Annotated in this window: 16 protein-coding genes; 7 read left to right on the plus strand and 9 right to left on the minus strand. The window is 67.7% G+C overall.

Going from position 1 to position 14,781, the window contains the following annotated elements; genetic code table 11:
• The first annotated feature begins 105 nt into the window (after positions 1 to 105).
• The 3 genes from QYL93_RS03430 to QYL93_RS03440 all read left to right on the plus strand — a co-directional run bounded on the left by QYL93_RS03430 (position 106) and on the right by QYL93_RS03440 (position 2,021).
• Entirely contained in the window at positions 106 to 807 is a 702-nt protein-coding gene (locus tag QYL93_RS03430) for a hypothetical protein (protein WP_305742347.1), read from the plus strand.
• A gap of 216 nt (positions 808 to 1,023) precedes the next feature.
• Positions 1,024 to 1,524: a hypothetical protein gene (locus QYL93_RS03435; RefSeq protein WP_305742348.1), complete on the plus strand. Its 501-nt coding sequence runs from the start codon at positions 1,024 to 1,026 to the stop codon at positions 1,522 to 1,524.
• A 149-nt stretch (positions 1,525 to 1,673) separates the two neighbouring features.
• A complete protein-coding gene (locus QYL93_RS03440; protein WP_305742349.1) occupies positions 1,674 to 2,021 on the plus strand; it encodes a hypothetical protein in 348 nt (115 codons plus the stop codon).
• A gap of 17 nt (positions 2,022 to 2,038) precedes the next feature.
• On the opposite strand, the gene QYL93_RS03445 is transcribed toward QYL93_RS03440, so the two are convergent.
• Both QYL93_RS03445 and ctlX read right to left on the minus strand, forming a co-directional pair.
• On the minus strand, positions 2,039 to 2,932 hold the full coding sequence (locus QYL93_RS03445; RefSeq protein WP_305742350.1) for an SMP-30/gluconolactonase/LRE family protein: 894 nt from the start codon (positions 2,930 to 2,932) through the stop codon (positions 2,039 to 2,041).
• Positions 2,933 to 3,017: 85 nt separating this feature from the next.
• Positions 3,018 to 3,944, minus strand: a complete 927-nt coding sequence (ctlX, locus tag QYL93_RS03450; RefSeq protein WP_305742351.1) for a citrulline utilization hydrolase CtlX — start codon at positions 3,942 to 3,944, stop codon at positions 3,018 to 3,020.
• Between the two features lie 124 nt (positions 3,945 to 4,068).
• On the opposite strand from ctlX, the gene QYL93_RS03455 reads away from it, so the two are divergent.
• Both QYL93_RS03455 and QYL93_RS03460 read left to right on the plus strand, forming a co-directional pair.
• Positions 4,069 to 4,500 carry an Lrp/AsnC family transcriptional regulator gene (locus QYL93_RS03455; protein ID WP_305742352.1) on the plus strand — a complete coding sequence of 144 codons (432 nt, stop codon included), beginning with the start codon at positions 4,069 to 4,071 and terminating at the stop codon, positions 4,498 to 4,500.
• 117 nt (positions 4,501 to 4,617) lie between these two features.
• Positions 4,618 to 5,586 carry a tripartite tricarboxylate transporter substrate binding protein gene (locus QYL93_RS03460; protein ID WP_305742353.1) on the plus strand — a complete coding sequence of 323 codons (969 nt, stop codon included), beginning with the start codon at positions 4,618 to 4,620 and terminating at the stop codon, positions 5,584 to 5,586.
• Between the two features lie 51 nt (positions 5,587 to 5,637).
• Here the strand turns inward: QYL93_RS03460 and QYL93_RS03465 are convergent, their stop codons facing one another.
• On the minus strand, positions 5,638 to 6,615 hold the full coding sequence (locus QYL93_RS03465) for a magnesium and cobalt transport protein CorA (RefSeq protein WP_305742354.1): 978 nt from the start codon (positions 6,613 to 6,615) through the stop codon (positions 5,638 to 5,640).
• 184 nt (positions 6,616 to 6,799) lie between these two features.
• On the opposite strand from QYL93_RS03465, the gene QYL93_RS03470 reads away from it, so the two are divergent.
• Positions 6,800 to 7,507, plus strand: coding sequence for a TorF family putative porin (locus tag QYL93_RS03470; RefSeq protein ID WP_305742355.1), 708 nt, complete (start codon positions 6,800 to 6,802; stop codon positions 7,505 to 7,507).
• Positions 7,508 to 7,511: 4 nt separating this feature from the next.
• On the opposite strand, the gene QYL93_RS03475 is transcribed toward QYL93_RS03470, so the two are convergent.
• The 6 genes from QYL93_RS03475 to QYL93_RS03500 form a co-directional block, all read right to left on the minus strand.
• Positions 7,512 to 7,994 carry a DUF1566 domain-containing protein gene (locus QYL93_RS03475; RefSeq protein ID WP_305742356.1) on the minus strand — a complete coding sequence of 161 codons (483 nt, stop codon included), beginning with the start codon at positions 7,992 to 7,994 and terminating at the stop codon, positions 7,512 to 7,514.
• 20 nt (positions 7,995 to 8,014) lie between these two features.
• Positions 8,015 to 8,824: an HAD-IIB family hydrolase gene (locus tag QYL93_RS03480; RefSeq protein ID WP_305742357.1), complete on the minus strand. Its 810-nt coding sequence runs from the start codon at positions 8,822 to 8,824 to the stop codon at positions 8,015 to 8,017.
• A gap of 37 nt (positions 8,825 to 8,861) precedes the next feature.
• Positions 8,862 to 10,229 (minus strand): hypothetical protein, encoded by a 1,368-nt coding sequence (locus QYL93_RS03485; protein WP_305742358.1) that lies wholly within the window; start codon positions 10,227 to 10,229, stop codon positions 8,862 to 8,864.
• Between the two features lie 112 nt (positions 10,230 to 10,341).
• Entirely contained in the window at positions 10,342 to 11,970 is a 1,629-nt protein-coding gene (locus tag QYL93_RS03490) for a peptide chain release factor 3 (protein ID WP_057269135.1), read from the minus strand.
• Positions 11,971 to 12,091: 121 nt separating this feature from the next.
• The gene (locus QYL93_RS03495) at positions 12,092 to 12,868 is read right to left on the minus strand and encodes an SDR family oxidoreductase (protein WP_305742359.1); all 777 of its coding nucleotides are present in this window, start codon (positions 12,866 to 12,868) and stop codon (positions 12,092 to 12,094) included.
• 74 nt (positions 12,869 to 12,942) lie between these two features.
• Positions 12,943 to 13,593 (minus strand): TetR/AcrR family transcriptional regulator, encoded by a 651-nt coding sequence (locus tag QYL93_RS03500; RefSeq protein WP_305742360.1) that lies wholly within the window; start codon positions 13,591 to 13,593, stop codon positions 12,943 to 12,945.
• A 78-nt stretch (positions 13,594 to 13,671) separates the two neighbouring features.
• On the opposite strand from QYL93_RS03500, the gene QYL93_RS03505 reads away from it, so the two are divergent.
• Positions 13,672 to 14,763 carry a DUF2855 family protein gene (locus tag QYL93_RS03505; protein ID WP_305742361.1) on the plus strand — a complete coding sequence of 364 codons (1,092 nt, stop codon included), beginning with the start codon at positions 13,672 to 13,674 and terminating at the stop codon, positions 14,761 to 14,763.
• The last annotated feature ends 18 nt before the right edge of the window (positions 14,764 to 14,781 follow it).

The following is a 14,781-nucleotide window of genomic DNA, read 5'->3' on the forward strand; positions in this document are numbered from 1 at the left end:
ACGCGGCCGGGGCGGGGAAAAACCTACTCTTCGTTTCATGGGTAACGGCGGATAGGCGCCAAGCCCAAAAGCCCTGACCCACCCCCTCACTACCCGCCTACTGCCATGACCTCACACACCAAAACCCTGACTGCCCTGGCCCTCGTATCGGTACTGCTCACCGCCTGCGGCGGTGGTGGCGGTGGCGGTGGTAGCGGCAGTTTCAGCAGCACCAGCAGCAGCGAAGTCGCCCTCGCCGCCGACCCCGATCCCAGCACCGAGCCCGGCGTTCTGACCGTTACCGATGCAACCATTCCCAGCCTCAATGGCGTCTACGGCAGCGGGCAGCTCACGCTGACCGAGGTGTACTACCAGCAAGCGATGGGCGTGAAGCCTGCCGTGTGTGCCTACCAGTTCAAGGGGGCCGACAAGGTGGACGCCAGCGCCAGCGCCGCCACGGGGACGACCGGCACCGCGACGGTCGGCACGACCAGCACGCCTGTATCCATCGTCGCTACCTCCACCACGCAGGCCGCTGTGGTGGGCAGCATCACCGCACCCGTCTCGCTCACCGACGCGGCCCCTGCCGTTCCCACCGCCTTCGGCAAGATCACCTACCGCCCTTCGGCCACCGGTCTGTATTTCGCTTTCCTGACCTTCAACGGCAAGGAATACGCCAGCGGCGACTCCGTGGACACCCTGGTGGACCGCTCCGGCAACCTGGTGCGTTTCACCAGCAAGACCATGACGGCGACCGATGGATCCACCGATACCCTGAAGCTGACGGCCATCATTCCCCTGCACGCCACCCGCAATGCCCATTGCTGACCTGGTGGCGCGTATATCGCCTGCCCGCGCCGGGATTTTCGGCGGCCCCCTCTACCGGCTTGTTGGCCCGCCTCCCGATGGGAAGCGGGCTTTTTTGTTGCATGTGCGGCTTGCCTGTAAGCGCAGGTCCTACGCAGGGCAGGGGCATTGGCGCACGCCGCCGGTGGGAACTCGCTCCTACGATGGCGCTACACACACCAGACAGAGCTGCCCGCCATGAACTCCCTTCTCAAGACCTGTTCTGCCATTGCTGCCGCCAGCGCGCTGCTCGTGGCCTGCGGCGGCGGCAACAGCGACGACCCCACTCCCAGCAACGAACCTGGCGTGCTCACGGTTGGCAACGCCACTTTGCCTGGGCTCAATGGCGTGTACGGCAACGGCTCACTCAACCTGACCGAGGTCGACAAGAAGAATCCCGTGGGCTCGGTGCCGGAGCTGTGCACCTTCCGCTTCGATGGTGCGAACAAGGTGGGCTCCAGCGAAACCGCCTTCGGCGACGTGCGCTACCGCCCGGATGCCACCGGCCTGCACCAGATCTTTGTGACCTTTGCCGGCAAGGAGTACAGCAATGGCGACACGGTAGACACCACAGTAGCGCGTGACGCCAACCAGGTGCGCCTGACCAGCAAAACGCTTACCGCGACCGACGCTTCGGGCAACACCTTGCAGGTCAGCGGCGTCATTCCCATGCGCCCCAACCGTCCTTTCGGCTGCTGACCCGCGCGCCTTCCTCCTCCAATGTGTTTCCCCCCTCGGCCGGCGAGTCCCCTCCCACCGGTCATTGGCCCCGTTCATCCTGGTGGTGGACGGGGTCTCTTTTTTTGGCGGCGCCGTCACAATGGAGTGGCTTTCCCCTTGTCACCACCATGCTGCCCTCGCCCCCTTCCCCGTCGCCCCAGGTGGTGTGGCTGCACCCCGAGGCGCCGCCCAAGCCGGCACAGGGCGCTCCCTGCAATGGCTGCGGCCTGTGCTGCCTGGCGGAGCCCTGCCCGCTGGGTGTGCTGGTGTCGCGCCGGCGCACCGGGGCGTGCGCTGCGTTGCGCTGGAGCGATGGCGAGGGCCGCTACCTGTGCGGCATGGTGGCCGACCCGGGCGGGGTGACCGGCTTCACCCATCCCTGGCTGGTGCGGGCCATGGCCGCGTGGGCCCGGCGCTCGATTGCCGCCGGGGTGGGCTGTGACGCGCAACTGGACGCCGAGGCCCCGCCGCGCTGAAACAGGGCCTGGGTTTGCTACCAGCCTGCGCCGGGCACGTCCACCCGCGTGGTCCAGATCGCGGCTTCGCGGGCGGCCTTGCGCGCATGCTCGGCAAAGTCGGGCGCAGTGCACAGGAACAAGGTTTTGCCATCTGGCCCGCCCAGTGTGCAGGCGTAGACGCCCATATCGCCGGTGGAAATCTCGGCCAGCACCTTGCCGCCTTCGGCCACGCGCAGCACGCGGTGGCCCAGGGCGTCTGCGGCCCATACGGCGCCTTCGGCATCCAGCGTCGCGCCATCGGGCGCCACCTTGAGTTGCCCCATCACGGCGGCCAGTTCCTGGCCCTCGGGCGCCGGGGCAAACGTGGCCCAGTCGCGGCGCGGCCCCAGGCTGCCGTCGGCCGCTATGCTGAAGGCGGAGAGTCGGTTGCCCAGGGTCTCCGCCACGACCAGAGTACCTCCGTCGGGCGTGATCATCGCGCCATTGGGGAAGAACAGGCCCTCGGCCACCGCGCTCACAGTGCCATCGGGCGCCACCCGCGCCAGGCTTGCGGTGCTCACCGTGGCACCGCTCATCAGGTCGAAGCCGAAATTGCCCACATAGGCATTGCCGTGGCGGTCCACCACCATGTCGTTGGTATTGGCGGTGGCAATGCCCGACAGATCGGCGTGCTGCACCAGCGTGCCATCGGGCTCCAGACGCATCAGTTTGCGGTCGCGCATCGACACCACCAGCAGCCGGCCATCGGGCAGCCAGCCCAGGCCCGAGGGCTGCTGGGGTACCTCGGTGATCTTCTCCACCCGTCCCGTCATATCGGTGGCAATGACCTGGTGGGTGTAGAAGTCCGACAGCCACAGGCGGCCATCGCGCCAGCGCGGCGCCTCAAGAAAGCTGTAACCCGATATCAGGGTGGAAAAAGCAGTGGCCATGGTGTCGTGTCTCCTGCAGTCGTTGTGGTTGGGGCCGCCGGTCCTGCGGCGCCGTTCATCCTAGACCGCGTGGGACGGGAAGGTGTCACCTGCGCGCCAGATGGATGCCTGCCAGCATGCAGCGCACCGAGCCGCCTGCAAATTCGATGGTGGGCACGGCCAGGGGTAGCAGGGCGGCGCTGCGCCCGATCACGGCTTTCTGCTCGGTGGTGAGGCTGGCCGCTGCGCGCGCCGACAGCGCCAGCACCCGTCCCTGCGCACCCGAGAGTTCCAGTGCGTTGCCCGCGAAGTCGCCGATCTGCTGCGCGCTCAGTTCCACGAGCGCGCGGCCCGATTCGGCGAGGCGATCCCGTACGGCCTGGCGGCGTGCCGGGTCGCTGATCAGGTGGAAGCCACCCAGCGCAAAGTCGGTGCCGATGCACAGCATCACGTTGGTGTGGTAGCAGGGCCGGCCCTGCGCATCGGCCGTGGCAAAGGCCATGGGCTCGTAGTTGAAGTGGGTGCAAAAGCGCTCCAGCGCCACCGGATCGGCGCGGTTCTGCCGGGCGGTGTACGCCACGCGCGCGACGTGGTCGAGCACCATGGCACCGGTGCCTTCGAGGAACATGCCGTCCTGCTCCAGGCCCGAGTAGTCGATGACGTCCTGCACACGGTACTCGGCCTTGAGCATCTCGATCACGTCGGCGCGCCGCTCGCGCCGGCGGCTCTCGGCACACATCGGGTACAGGGCCACATGCCCGCCCGCATGGGTTGAAAACCAGTTGTTGGGGAACACCGCATCCGGCGTATCGCGTTCGCCCGCATCCTCGAACAGGTGTACGCGCACGCCGGCCGCCTGCAATTGGGCGGCTGCGGCCGTTACTTCGGCATGGGCCTGCTGCGCGATGGCGTCGGGCGTTTCCGCTGCGGGGGATTGAAAGGCGTTGTCGGCGCGGGTTTCGGGATTGGGATGGAAGCGGTGCGGGCGCACCATCACGACGGCGGCTGGGGCCTGGGCAGAAGGGTGTGGCATAGGGCGGTGGGTGGGGAAGACAGGGCAACCCAGGAATTTTCTGCACAGCCATCGCCATTGAAAAGCGGCAGGACCGATCAAAATGTGCTGAAAATTGGCACTATGGCCAGCTGAATGGATCACTATGAGCAATCTCGACGACACCGACCGCGAAATCATCGGCATCCTGCGTACGGATGCCCGCACCCCCGTGGCCGTGCTCGCACAAAAGCTGCGCGTATCGCGCGGCACGGTGCAGAACCGCCTGCGCAAGATGGAGGACAGCGGTGTGATCACCGGTTACACCGTGCGCCTGCGCCCCGATTCGGAGCCCCAGCGCATACGGGCCTGGATGAGCATCGCCGTGGAGGGCAATGCCGCGCCCGAGGTCATCCGCGCGCTGCGCGGCGAGCCCGCGGTAGGTACCTTGCACAGCACCAATGGCCGCTGGGACATCGTGGCCGAGGTGCGGGCCGAGAGCCTGGAGGCCTTCGACATGGCGCTCGGGCGCATTCGCCTCACGCCGGGTATCGGCAATACGGAGACCAGCATCCTGCTGTCTACCTACAAGGCGTGACAGCGCCTGCAGAAGGGGAGTGCCTCATTGGTGACAGGAGCTAGGGAGTTTCCTGCATGCCCATGCAGGCGGGAGTGCAGTCCAATGCAGGGATCTATGTCTTCCAAGGATCCCACCATGCAACGCCGCCGCCAGATCATCCAGTGGGGTGCCGCCGCAGTGGCCGCACCCGCCTCTTTGCTGGCCCGTGCCCAGAGCTTTCCGAACAAGCCGATCAAGCTCGTGATCGCCTTTCCTGCGGGCGGGCCCACCGACATCACCATGCGCTCCCTGGCTGACAGCGCCGGCAAGATCCTGGGCCAGCCCGTGATCGTGGAAAACAAGCCCGGTGCCGGTGGCACGCTGCCCGCGCAGCAATTGCAAAGCGCGGCGCCCGATGGCTACACCGTGGCGCAGATTCCGCTCGGTGTGTTCCGCCTGCCCTACACCACCAAGATCAACTGGGACCCGGTCAAGGACATCGCCTACGTGCTCAATGTGACGGGTTACGCCTTCGGCCTGGTGGTGCCCGCCGACTCGCAGCTCAAGACCTGGACGCACTTCGTGGCCTGGGCCAAGGCCAATCCCGGCAAGCTCAGCTACGGCTCCACCGGCACCATGACCAGCCCTCACCTGACCATGGAGCTCATCGCCCAGCAACTGGGGCTGGAACTGCTGCACGTGCCCTACAAGGGCAGCGCCGATCTGATGCAGTCCATCCTGGGCGGGCAGATCATGGCGGCGGCCGACTCCACGGGCTTTGCGCCGCAGGTGGAGGCGGGCAAGCTGCGCGTGCTCAACACCTGGGGGGCCGAGCGCCTGGCCAAGTTCCCCGATGCGCCCACGCTCAAGGAGCTGGGGCTCAACCTGGTGCAGAACTCGCCGTTCGGCATCGGCGCGCCCAAGGGCACGCCCGACGCAGTGGTCAAGCGCCTGCACGACGCCTTCAAGAAGGCCATGGAGCAGGAGAGCTACCGCACGGCCCTGGCCCGCTACGACATGGTGCCCATGTACATGAGTACCTCGGCCTACCAGAAGTTTGCGCAGGAAACCTTCGCGCGCGAGAAGGCGCTGGTCGAGAAGCTGGGTCTGGCCAAGCCCTCCTGACCCGAAGGCGGCGGCTTCGGCCCCTTTCCTGCGCGCTTGGCGCAGAAAGGGTCAGAGCCAGCCGGCCTTGCGGAACCGGTAGTACAGGTAGCCGCAGGCGCTGGCGATGGCGGCCAGGGCCGCCGCATAGCCATAGCGCCACTTGAGCTCGGGCATGTGCTCGAAGTTCATGCCCCAGATGCCGGCGAAGGCCGTGCACACCGCGAACAGGCTGGCCCAGGCGGCCAGGCGCTTGACGACCTCGCCGTCCTCGATGGTCACCATCGACAGGTTCACGTGGATGGCTGTGCCGATGGAGTCGCGGATGGAGTCGATGGAGGCGTTGATGCGGCCCAGGTGGTCCACCACGTCGCGGAAGTAGTCCTGCGAGGCGCTGCACAGCTGCGGTACGCGCCCGCCGTGCAGCCTGCCCGCGCTCTCCAGCAGCGGTGCCACTACATGCTTGAGCACCGTCAGCCGCTGCTTGAGCGCGTACAGTCGCTGCACGCTGCCGCGCGCCTCGCCCTGGGACGAGAAGATCTGCTGCTCGATGGTTTCCAGCTCGACTTCGAGCGCGTCAATGACGGGGAAATAGCGGTCCACCACCGCATCCATCAGAGCGTAGAGCACGAAGCCGGGCCCGGTGGCCAGCAGTTCGGGTTCGCGCTCGCAGCGCTGGCGCACGTCGACAAAACCTTGCTCGCTGCGGTTGCGTACCGAGATCACGTAGTTCCTGCCCACGAAGACATTGAGCTCGCCGATGCGCGGCGGCGTGGCGTTCAGGCCATCAATCTCCAGCAGGTGCAGCACCACGAAGAGCGAGTCGCCGTACTCCTCCACCTTGGGCCGCTGGTGGCCATGCTGGGCGTCCTCGATGGCCAGCGGGTGCAGGTGGAAGGCCTGCTGCAGCTCGGCCAGTTCCTGCTCGGTCGCATCGTGCAGGGCCACCCAGACGAAGCAATTGGGCAAGGCGATGTGCTCGCCGATCTCGCTGACGGGAATGTCGGCAAGCTTGGTTCCGTTTTCATAGACAACGCAGTTGATCAGCATGTCGGCTCCGGGCGCAGGGGGATGGCAACGATCTTGCCATTGCATCGCATGGCGGTGCGTACGCGCGGGCGGCTGGGCGGCATTTCTGGCAAAAGCTTTACGCCAGGCACCGAAGTTTTTATGCGGTCTTTATGGGTGACTGCCTACGCTCGAACCCCTGTCCATCTGCGTTTGATTGCAAGCCATGAAATTTCCCCGCACCCCTTTCGCTGTTGCCCTCCTGGCCGCGTTTCCCCTGCTGGCCAGTGCCCAGCTCACCGGCAACGTCAGCCTGACCTCGAACTACAAGTTCCGTGGCCAGGACCAGGATGTCTCGAAGGCCCGGGCCATCAAGCCCGCGATCCAGGGCGGCTTCGACTACGCCTTCGGCGAGTCCGGTTTCTACGTCGGCAACTGGAATTCCAGCGTCGACTGGCTTTCCGGCAACTCCATCGAGTCCGACATCTACGGCGGCTACAAGTTCAAGGCCGGCGGCGCCGACCTGGACGTGGGCCTGCTGACCTACATCTACCCCGGCAACAGCAACGGCAACACCACCGAAGTCTATGGCGCCGCCACCTTCGGCCCCGTGACTGCGAAGTACTCGCACACCCTGTCCAAGGACTACTTCGCCTACGCCGGTCCTGGCTTCAAGGGCCGCAACACCGGCTACCTGAACCTGGCGTTCGCCCAGGAAGTGATGCCCAAGGTCATGCTCAAGGCCGCAGTGGGCTACACGCGCTTCGCTGGCGACATCGTGGCCCCCAACTACATCGACTACAGCGTCGGCGGTGCCTATGACTTCGGCTCGGGCCTGTCGCTGGGCGCTGCCGTGGTCGGCGCCAACAAGAAGGACTTCTTCGGCCCCGTCAACAAGTCGCGCGTGATCGTCACGCTGAGCAAAACCCTGTAGATCTTCAGCGCCGCACGAGGCGTGCCGGCATGTGGTTCAGCTTGAGTGCCATGTTGGCCCGGCCTTCGCCGAAGTGCACCAGCCAGGCGTGGGTGATGCGGCTGTTGGCCTGGCTTGCGCTCCAGAACCATGTGGGGGGCGTATCGGGAAACGCTTCGGTGTCGATGGCGGGGTGGCTGCGCGCTTCGTCCACCAGCGTGTGCAGTTCACGCACCGTGGGCAGGCGCCAGCCTGCCTGCTGAGCGGCGTGTTCCGCCGCTTCGATCTGGGTGAAGGACTGGGGCTCGCCCGTGCAGCCTGCGCCGGTCCATGGCATGCCTTCAGGGCAGCGGCGCCAGGTCAGGCCGGTGCTGCGGTCGTGCACCTCCTGGCCGCCCACGCGCACGGAAAAGCGGGCCGGCGTGTACTGGGTCGTGAGCAGGTAGACGCCCAAGGCGCCTGCCCCCATGGCGAGCCATGCCAAAGCGAAGGTGTTGCGCCGGGACATTTGCGCTGCGGCCTGGCCAGTCAGGCGGTGGCGGCCATCCCTGCGAGGATGCGTTGCGCCACCTCGGCAAAGCCGGCACCACGTTCGCCCTCGGTCACGTAGCGCGGCAGGTGGGCCAACTGCGGCACGAAGCGCGCGATGTTGGCCACGCCCACGCTGTGCGCAAAGTGCTGGAACATGAGCTGGTCATTGGTCGAATCGCCCACGTAGACCCAGCGGTCCATCTCGGCATCAAGGTCGCGGCCGAACAGTTCGCGCACGATCCAGCGTGCCCCCTCAAGCTTGTTGTGTGCGCCGAACCAGCCGTTGATGTGGATGCTGCTCACCGTCGCATTCATGCCGGCCGCGCGCATGCGCTGCACGGCGGCGTCGATGGCGCCCTGTGGCAGCTGGGTGAACTCGCTGTGGTCGATGGCGATGTCGGTCTCGCGGCCCGGGGAGTCGGTAGCGCGGCCTGCACCCGGTACCTCGCGCTCGATCTGCGCCAGCACCTCCTGCATGCGGGCGTAGTTGGCCGTGCGGGTGGGCGCGTCCTGCTGGTAGGCCTTGGCCAATTCCGGGCCGTGCAGCCCCTCCATGCGGCGCAGCGCCACGGCGCCGTTTTCGGCCACGATGGCATCGACGGGCCAGCTCAGCGCAAAGGGTTCGCTCCAGCCCACGGGGCGCCCGGTGATGGGGATAACGTGCAGGCCAGCGGCGCGCAGCGCGCCCAGCGCCTCCAGCGCATCGGGCGTGATGGCGCCGTCGGTCGTCAGCGTGTCGTCGATGTCGGTGAAGACCCCCAGCAAAGGGGGTGTGGCTGCAATGTGCCAGTGGGTCAGGGGATGCATGAAGGCGGGAGCAAAAAATGGGACCGGCTTAGCCCGGTCAGAACAGCAGGTCCAGGATGCGGTTGATCAAGGCGAAGGCGAGGACAGTGACCACGAAGTAGCCGATCGACAGAAGGGTCCGGCGGCGGTCCTGGCGGTTGGTGGCGGTGCGGTAGATCCAGGCTGCAATGGGCGGCACCACGATGGGAACCAGGATGGCCAGGCCCATCATCGGGATCACGACAAAGCCGCCCCAGTTGTCGGCCGTGTTCATGGTACGCGCCGATTGGAAGACATGGTAGGCCGGGATGGCCAGCGCAATGAACAGGGCGACCGAGGCGGCCGCTACGCTGATGTAGCGGGCCATGGCGACATACACCGCAGCACCGGCGAGGAGGGCCCCCCACCATTTCAGGGCGGCCCAGCGCTCGCGTTCGCGGGCCTGGCTTGCGGAGGCCGCCTTGGCCGCGCGCGCCCGGGCCTCGCGGGCTTGTGCGGCGCAGGTTCCGCGTTGCTCGCACGACGCATTGGCGGCCAGAAAGCTGCGCAGCGCGTCCTGCCGGGGCTGCGCGAGCGCGGTAACGATCGCGTTGCGCTCGGATTCCCTGTCGAGCGCGTCGGACCGGATGCGCAGCCGCCCCTGCTGCTGGGCGGCGAGGAGCACCGCGCCCGCATCCCCTGCGGCAGCTTGCAGCGCCGGACCGCGGCACAGGTAGGGCAGGGTCTGGTCGGGCGCCAGGGCGGCTTTGGCTTGGTAGCGGGGAGTCTCGCAGGCCATCGACCAGGCGGGTGTGGCGGCTTGGGCCGCAGCCCGCTCCGGCAGCAGTTCGAGTTCGAACGGGCCCACGGCCAGCGCCCTGCTGCCAGTGTTGCGCAGTTCCACCAGGGCGAAGACGCCGGGTGCTGGTGCCACGCCTGGGGCCGGGCTGGCGGTGGGTACTCTGGCGTTGTCGCGCAGTGCCCAGACGCCGGGGCGCAGGCTCACCAGGCGCTCCCGCAGGCTGCCGATCTCGTCAGGCAATGGCGCGCTGGCCTCGGGCAGTGCGATGCGCAGCTGTCGAGCCAGCAGGGCGTTCCACCAGGCCTTGGCATCGCGGGCGCGGGCAGTGCTGTCTGGTGAACCGACGGACTCGATGGCCTGGCCCAGGGTTTCGGTCGCTGGGGCGAAGTTGCCTGCCGGCTGCAGGCTGGCCAGCCAGCGCAGCAGCAGGGCCTGGCGCAGGGCGGCGGCTTCGCGGGGACGGCTCAATGCCTCCAGCGCCTGGGGCCAGTGCATGGACTCGACGGGCGGGTCGCCGACCGGCATGTTCAGAATGTCCTGGACGAGCGGGATTTCCGCGCGTGGCCCAGCGGGCTGCCTGGCGCCGCTGCGGGGAGGGTCTGCCACGGCCAGGGTGCCGCCCAGTCCCAGTGCGACCAGGAGCATGAACCGCCGCAGCAGGCCTGCCGCCCTCCCTCGGAGCGCAGGCCGTGCTGTCGGGGGCTGGGCGTGCCGCATGGGAGGGATGATGGCCGGGAGATGGCTGGGAGGAAGAGGCTCAGCCCGCGCTGCCCAGGCTCAGCCCGGCGTGTTCGCGCAGCGGGTGGAAGTGGATCTTGGGAAAGCGCTCCTGCGCCAGCCGCACGTCGTAGGGCGAGGTGCACAGGTAGGCCAGGGCATTGGCAGCATCGTGCGACAGGCGCATGGGGTAGGCGTCGGTGAAGGCGCGCAGGTCGGCCGGGCTGTCAGCGGTAATCCAGCGGGCGCCGGTGTACTGGCAGCCTTCCAGGCGCACGTCGGCGTCGTACTCGGCGCGCAGGCGGTGCTGCACCACTTCGAACTGCAGCTGGCCCACGGCGCCCAGCAGCATGGGGCCGCCCACGTCGGGCTTGAAGACCTGGATGGCGCCTTCCTCGCCCAGCTGGGCCAGGCCTTGCTGGAGCTGCTTGGTGCGCAGCGGGTTCTTGAGGATCACGGTCATGAACAGCTCGGGCGCGAAGAACGGCAGGCCGGTGAATTGCAGGTTGGCGCCATCGGTGATGGTATCGCCGAGCTGCACGCCACCGTGCGTGGTGAAGCCGATGATGTCGCCCGCGTAGGCCTCTTCCACCGCCTCGCGGCGCTGGGACATGAAGGTCACGACCGAGGTCGGGCGCAGCTCCTTGGCGGTGCGCTGCACCTTGAGCTTCATGCCCGGGGTGTACCGGCCCGAGGCCACTCGGACAAAGGCGATGCGGTCGCGGTGGTTGGCGTCCATGTTGGCCTGCACCTTGAAGACCACGCCGGCAAAGCCCTCGTCCTCGGGCTGGATGGTCTTGACCACGGGCTGCTTGTTCACCTGCAGCGTGCTCACGCGCGGGCCGGGGGGCGGCGCCATGTCCACCAGGGCATCGAGCACCTCCATCACCCCGAAGTTGTTCACCCCGGAGCCGAAGAACACGGGCGTCAGCTTGCCGGCCAGGAAGGCCTCGTGGTCCCACGCGGGCGATGCGCCCACGGCCAGCTCCATGCTTTCGAGCGCAGCGTCGAACTCGGCGCCGAAGCGCGCGCGCAGGTTGGTCTCGTCCGACAACGGGATGGCCTCGAAGTCCTGCGGGCGGCGCTCGCTGCCGGATTCGAACACCGTCATGGTCTTGGTGCGCAGGTTGATGATGCCGCCGAAGGCCTTGCCCTGGCCCACGGGCCAGGTCATGGGGCAGCAGGGCATGCCCAGCTCGCGCTCGACCTCGTCCATGATGTCCAGCGGGTCGCGCACTTCGCGGTCCATCTTGTTCACGAAGGTGATGATGGGCGTGTCGCGCTGGCGGCAGACCTCGATCAGGCGGCGCGTCTGCGCTTCCACACCGTTGGCCGCGTCGATCACCATCAGCGCCGAGTCCACGGCGGTGAGCACGCGGTAGGTGTCTTCCGAGAAGTCCTTGTGGCCGGGGGTGTCGAGCAGGTTGATCACATGCTCGCGGTACAGCATCTGCATGACCGAGGAGGCCACCGAGATGCCGCGCTGCTTTTCGATCTCCATCCAGTCCGACGTGGCATGGCGGCTGGCCTTGCGGCCCTTGACGGCGCCGGCTATCTGGATGGCGCCCGAGAACAGCAGCAGCTTTTCGGTCAGCGTGGTCTTGCCCGCGTCGGGGTGGGAAATGATGGCAAAGGTGCGGCGGCGCCGGGTTTCGGGGGCGTAGGACACAGGGGAATTCCAGGAGAGGGGTGGGCAGCACGCACGCTGCGGCAATCGGTGGGGCGGCCCATGGGGCGCCCGGATCTGCCGATTTTACCGGGCCGGCGCCCCGTCCCCCTGCGGCCGCCCCTCAGGCCACTTGTGCCTGGGTGTGGCGCGCATACATCTTCTGCATGCCGCCCAGCCAGCGCTCGTAGTCCTGGCCCTTGTTGCGGAAGTACTGCGCCACCTCGGGATGGGGCAGCACCAGGAAGCGCCCGTCCTGCATGGCGGCCAGCACGTCGCCCGCCACCTGTTCGGGCGGCAGGATGCCGTCGTGCGAGGCCGAGCCGCCATCGCCCGTGACCATGGCGGTCTGCACCGACTGCGGGCACAGGCAGGCGACACCCACGCCCTTGCGGCCGTAGGCGATGCGCAGCCACTCGGCAAAGGCCACGGCCGCATGCTTGGTGACGGCATAGGGGGCGGATTCAACGATGGTCAGCAGCCCGGCCGCCGAGGCCGTGATGAGGAAGAAGCCCTCGCCGCGCTCCACCATCTCGGGCACCACGGCGCGGGCCGCCCAGACATGGGCCATGCCGTGGATGTTCCACATGGCGTCCCACAGCGGGTCTTCGAGCTCGATGCCGCCCGGGCGGCCCAGGATGCCGGCGTTGGAGATGTAGGCGTCCACGCGGCCGTAGCGTTCGCGCGTGGTAGCCACCAGGGCCTGGATGTCGGCCTCGCGCGCAACGTCGCAGCGCACCGCCAGGCCCCCGATCTCGTCGGCCACGGCCTGGGCCGCCTCCAGGTGCAGGTCGGCCACGACCACGGCACGGGCGCCCTCCTGTGCAAAACGCCGCGCAATGCTGCGGCCGATGCCGCTGGCGCCGCCGGTGACGATGATGACCTTGTCCTTCGGGTCCATGGGGTGCTCCTTCTTCTGTGAGGGCGCCAGTGTGGAGTGCCAGGCCAAGCGCAGCAGCCGCGCAGGTGACAGGTTCAGCGCGGCGGATTCGCGGCCTGCAAGATGGCTGCGCAGCACAACTGCTCTACGCCATCGGCCCATTGCCGCATGGCCGCCGGATCCAGCTGGAGCAGCAGCACATAGCGCCGCCCGCCCCAGGCCGACAGGTGCAGGGCCTGCTGGAGGTCGGGGCCCGGTGGGTGGGACAGGTCGGTGCAGGCGGCGAACACACGGCCCCAGGCCGCAGCCAGCTCTTCGTGGGCGCGGCGGTGGTGGTGCGGCTCGGCCATGGCACCTTCCAGCGCCAGCATGTCGGGGTGGAAGGTGGGCAGCCCGGGCGCATCCACGCCGCAGACCAGGCGCACCAGGTGGTGGATGCGTTCCTCCCAGGGCAGGCCGGCGGGCTGCACGGCCTCGCGCTCGATGGCGGCGAGCAGGGCTTCGAGGCAGTGGCGCACATAGCCCGAGAGCAGGGCGGTCTTGTTGGGGAAGTAGTCGTAGAGCGTGCCCACGGCGATGCCGGTTTCCAGCGCCACGTTGCGCGTGGTGAGCTTGTCCCAGCCGTCGCGCTGCCAAATCCGAACAAAGGCGTCGTAGATGGCCTGCACGGTGAAGCGGGCGCGGGCCTGGCGTGGCCTTTTCAACGGCCTGGCAGCCGCTGCGGGGCTGGCGGGCGGGGCCTTCATCGGTTTCCGAACCCGCTGCAGGGCAGGGCGCCATACAGTGACCGCAGCGCATTTTCACACCCGACCCGGAGACACACCATGACCATGCAGACCCGCCTGTTGACCGACAAGAATGCATTGAATCACACCCGCGCCGTGCAATCGCCCCTGGCGCCACTGCAGCCCGGCGAGGCCCTGTTGCGCGTGGACCGCGTGGCCGTCACGACCAACAACATCACCTACGCCGCCTTCGGCGATGCCATGAAATACTGGGACTTCTTTCCCACCGGCGAGGCCGGCTGGGGCCACATGCCGGTCTGGGGCTTCGCCGAGGTGGTGGCTTCCGACGTGGAGGGCGTGGCCGTGGGCGAGCGCTTCTACGGCTACTGGCCGATCGCCAGCCACCTGCGCATGCAGCCCGTTCGCGTGACGGCGCGGGGCTTCTACGACGGTGCGGAGCACCGCCAGGGCCTGACCTCGGCCTACAACCAGTACACGCGCACCAGCGCCGATCCGGCCTACCGGGCCGCCGACGAGCACTACCAGATGCTGGTGCGGCCGCTGTTCATCACCTCGTTCATGCTGGCGGACTTCCTTGCGGACAACGCATTCTTCGGTGCAGAGCGCCTGGTGTTCTCCAGCGCATCGAGCAAGACGGCCTTCGGCACCGCGTTCTGTCTGCAGGGTCTGGAGGGCATCGAGCGGGTGGCACTCACCTCGCCACGCAACAGCGCCTTCGTGCAGGGCCTGGGGTGCTACGACCGCACCGCAGCCTATGGCGAACTGGAGGCGCTGGATACAGCCGTGCCCACGCTGTACGTGGACTTTTCGGGTGACGAGGACCTGCGCGCGCGGGTGCACCACCACCTAGGCGATGCGCTGGTCTACGACTGCTACGCTGGCTCGGCCCAGAACACGCATTTCCTGCGCGATACCGCGCTGGCCGGGCCCGCTCCCGCGTTCTACTTCGCGCCGGTGCAGATCAAGAAGCGCAATGCCGACTGGGGCCCGGAGGTGGTGAACCAGAAGTTCAACGCCGCGCAGCGCGCCTTCATCGACCGCATCAGCGATGCCCGCCAACCCTGGATGCAGGTGCAGGAGCACCAGGGTTTTGCGGCGGCGCAGGCGCTGGTGCAAGACCTGCATGCCGGACGCATCGATCCGCAATTGGGCCACGTCGTCGTTCTGTAAGCGCCTGTGCCCGGGCCT

Origin of the sequence: Acidovorax sp. A1169 (assembly GCF_030704685.1) — a bacterium.
Taxonomy (GTDB): Bacteria; Pseudomonadota; Gammaproteobacteria; order Burkholderiales; family Burkholderiaceae_C; genus Acidovorax.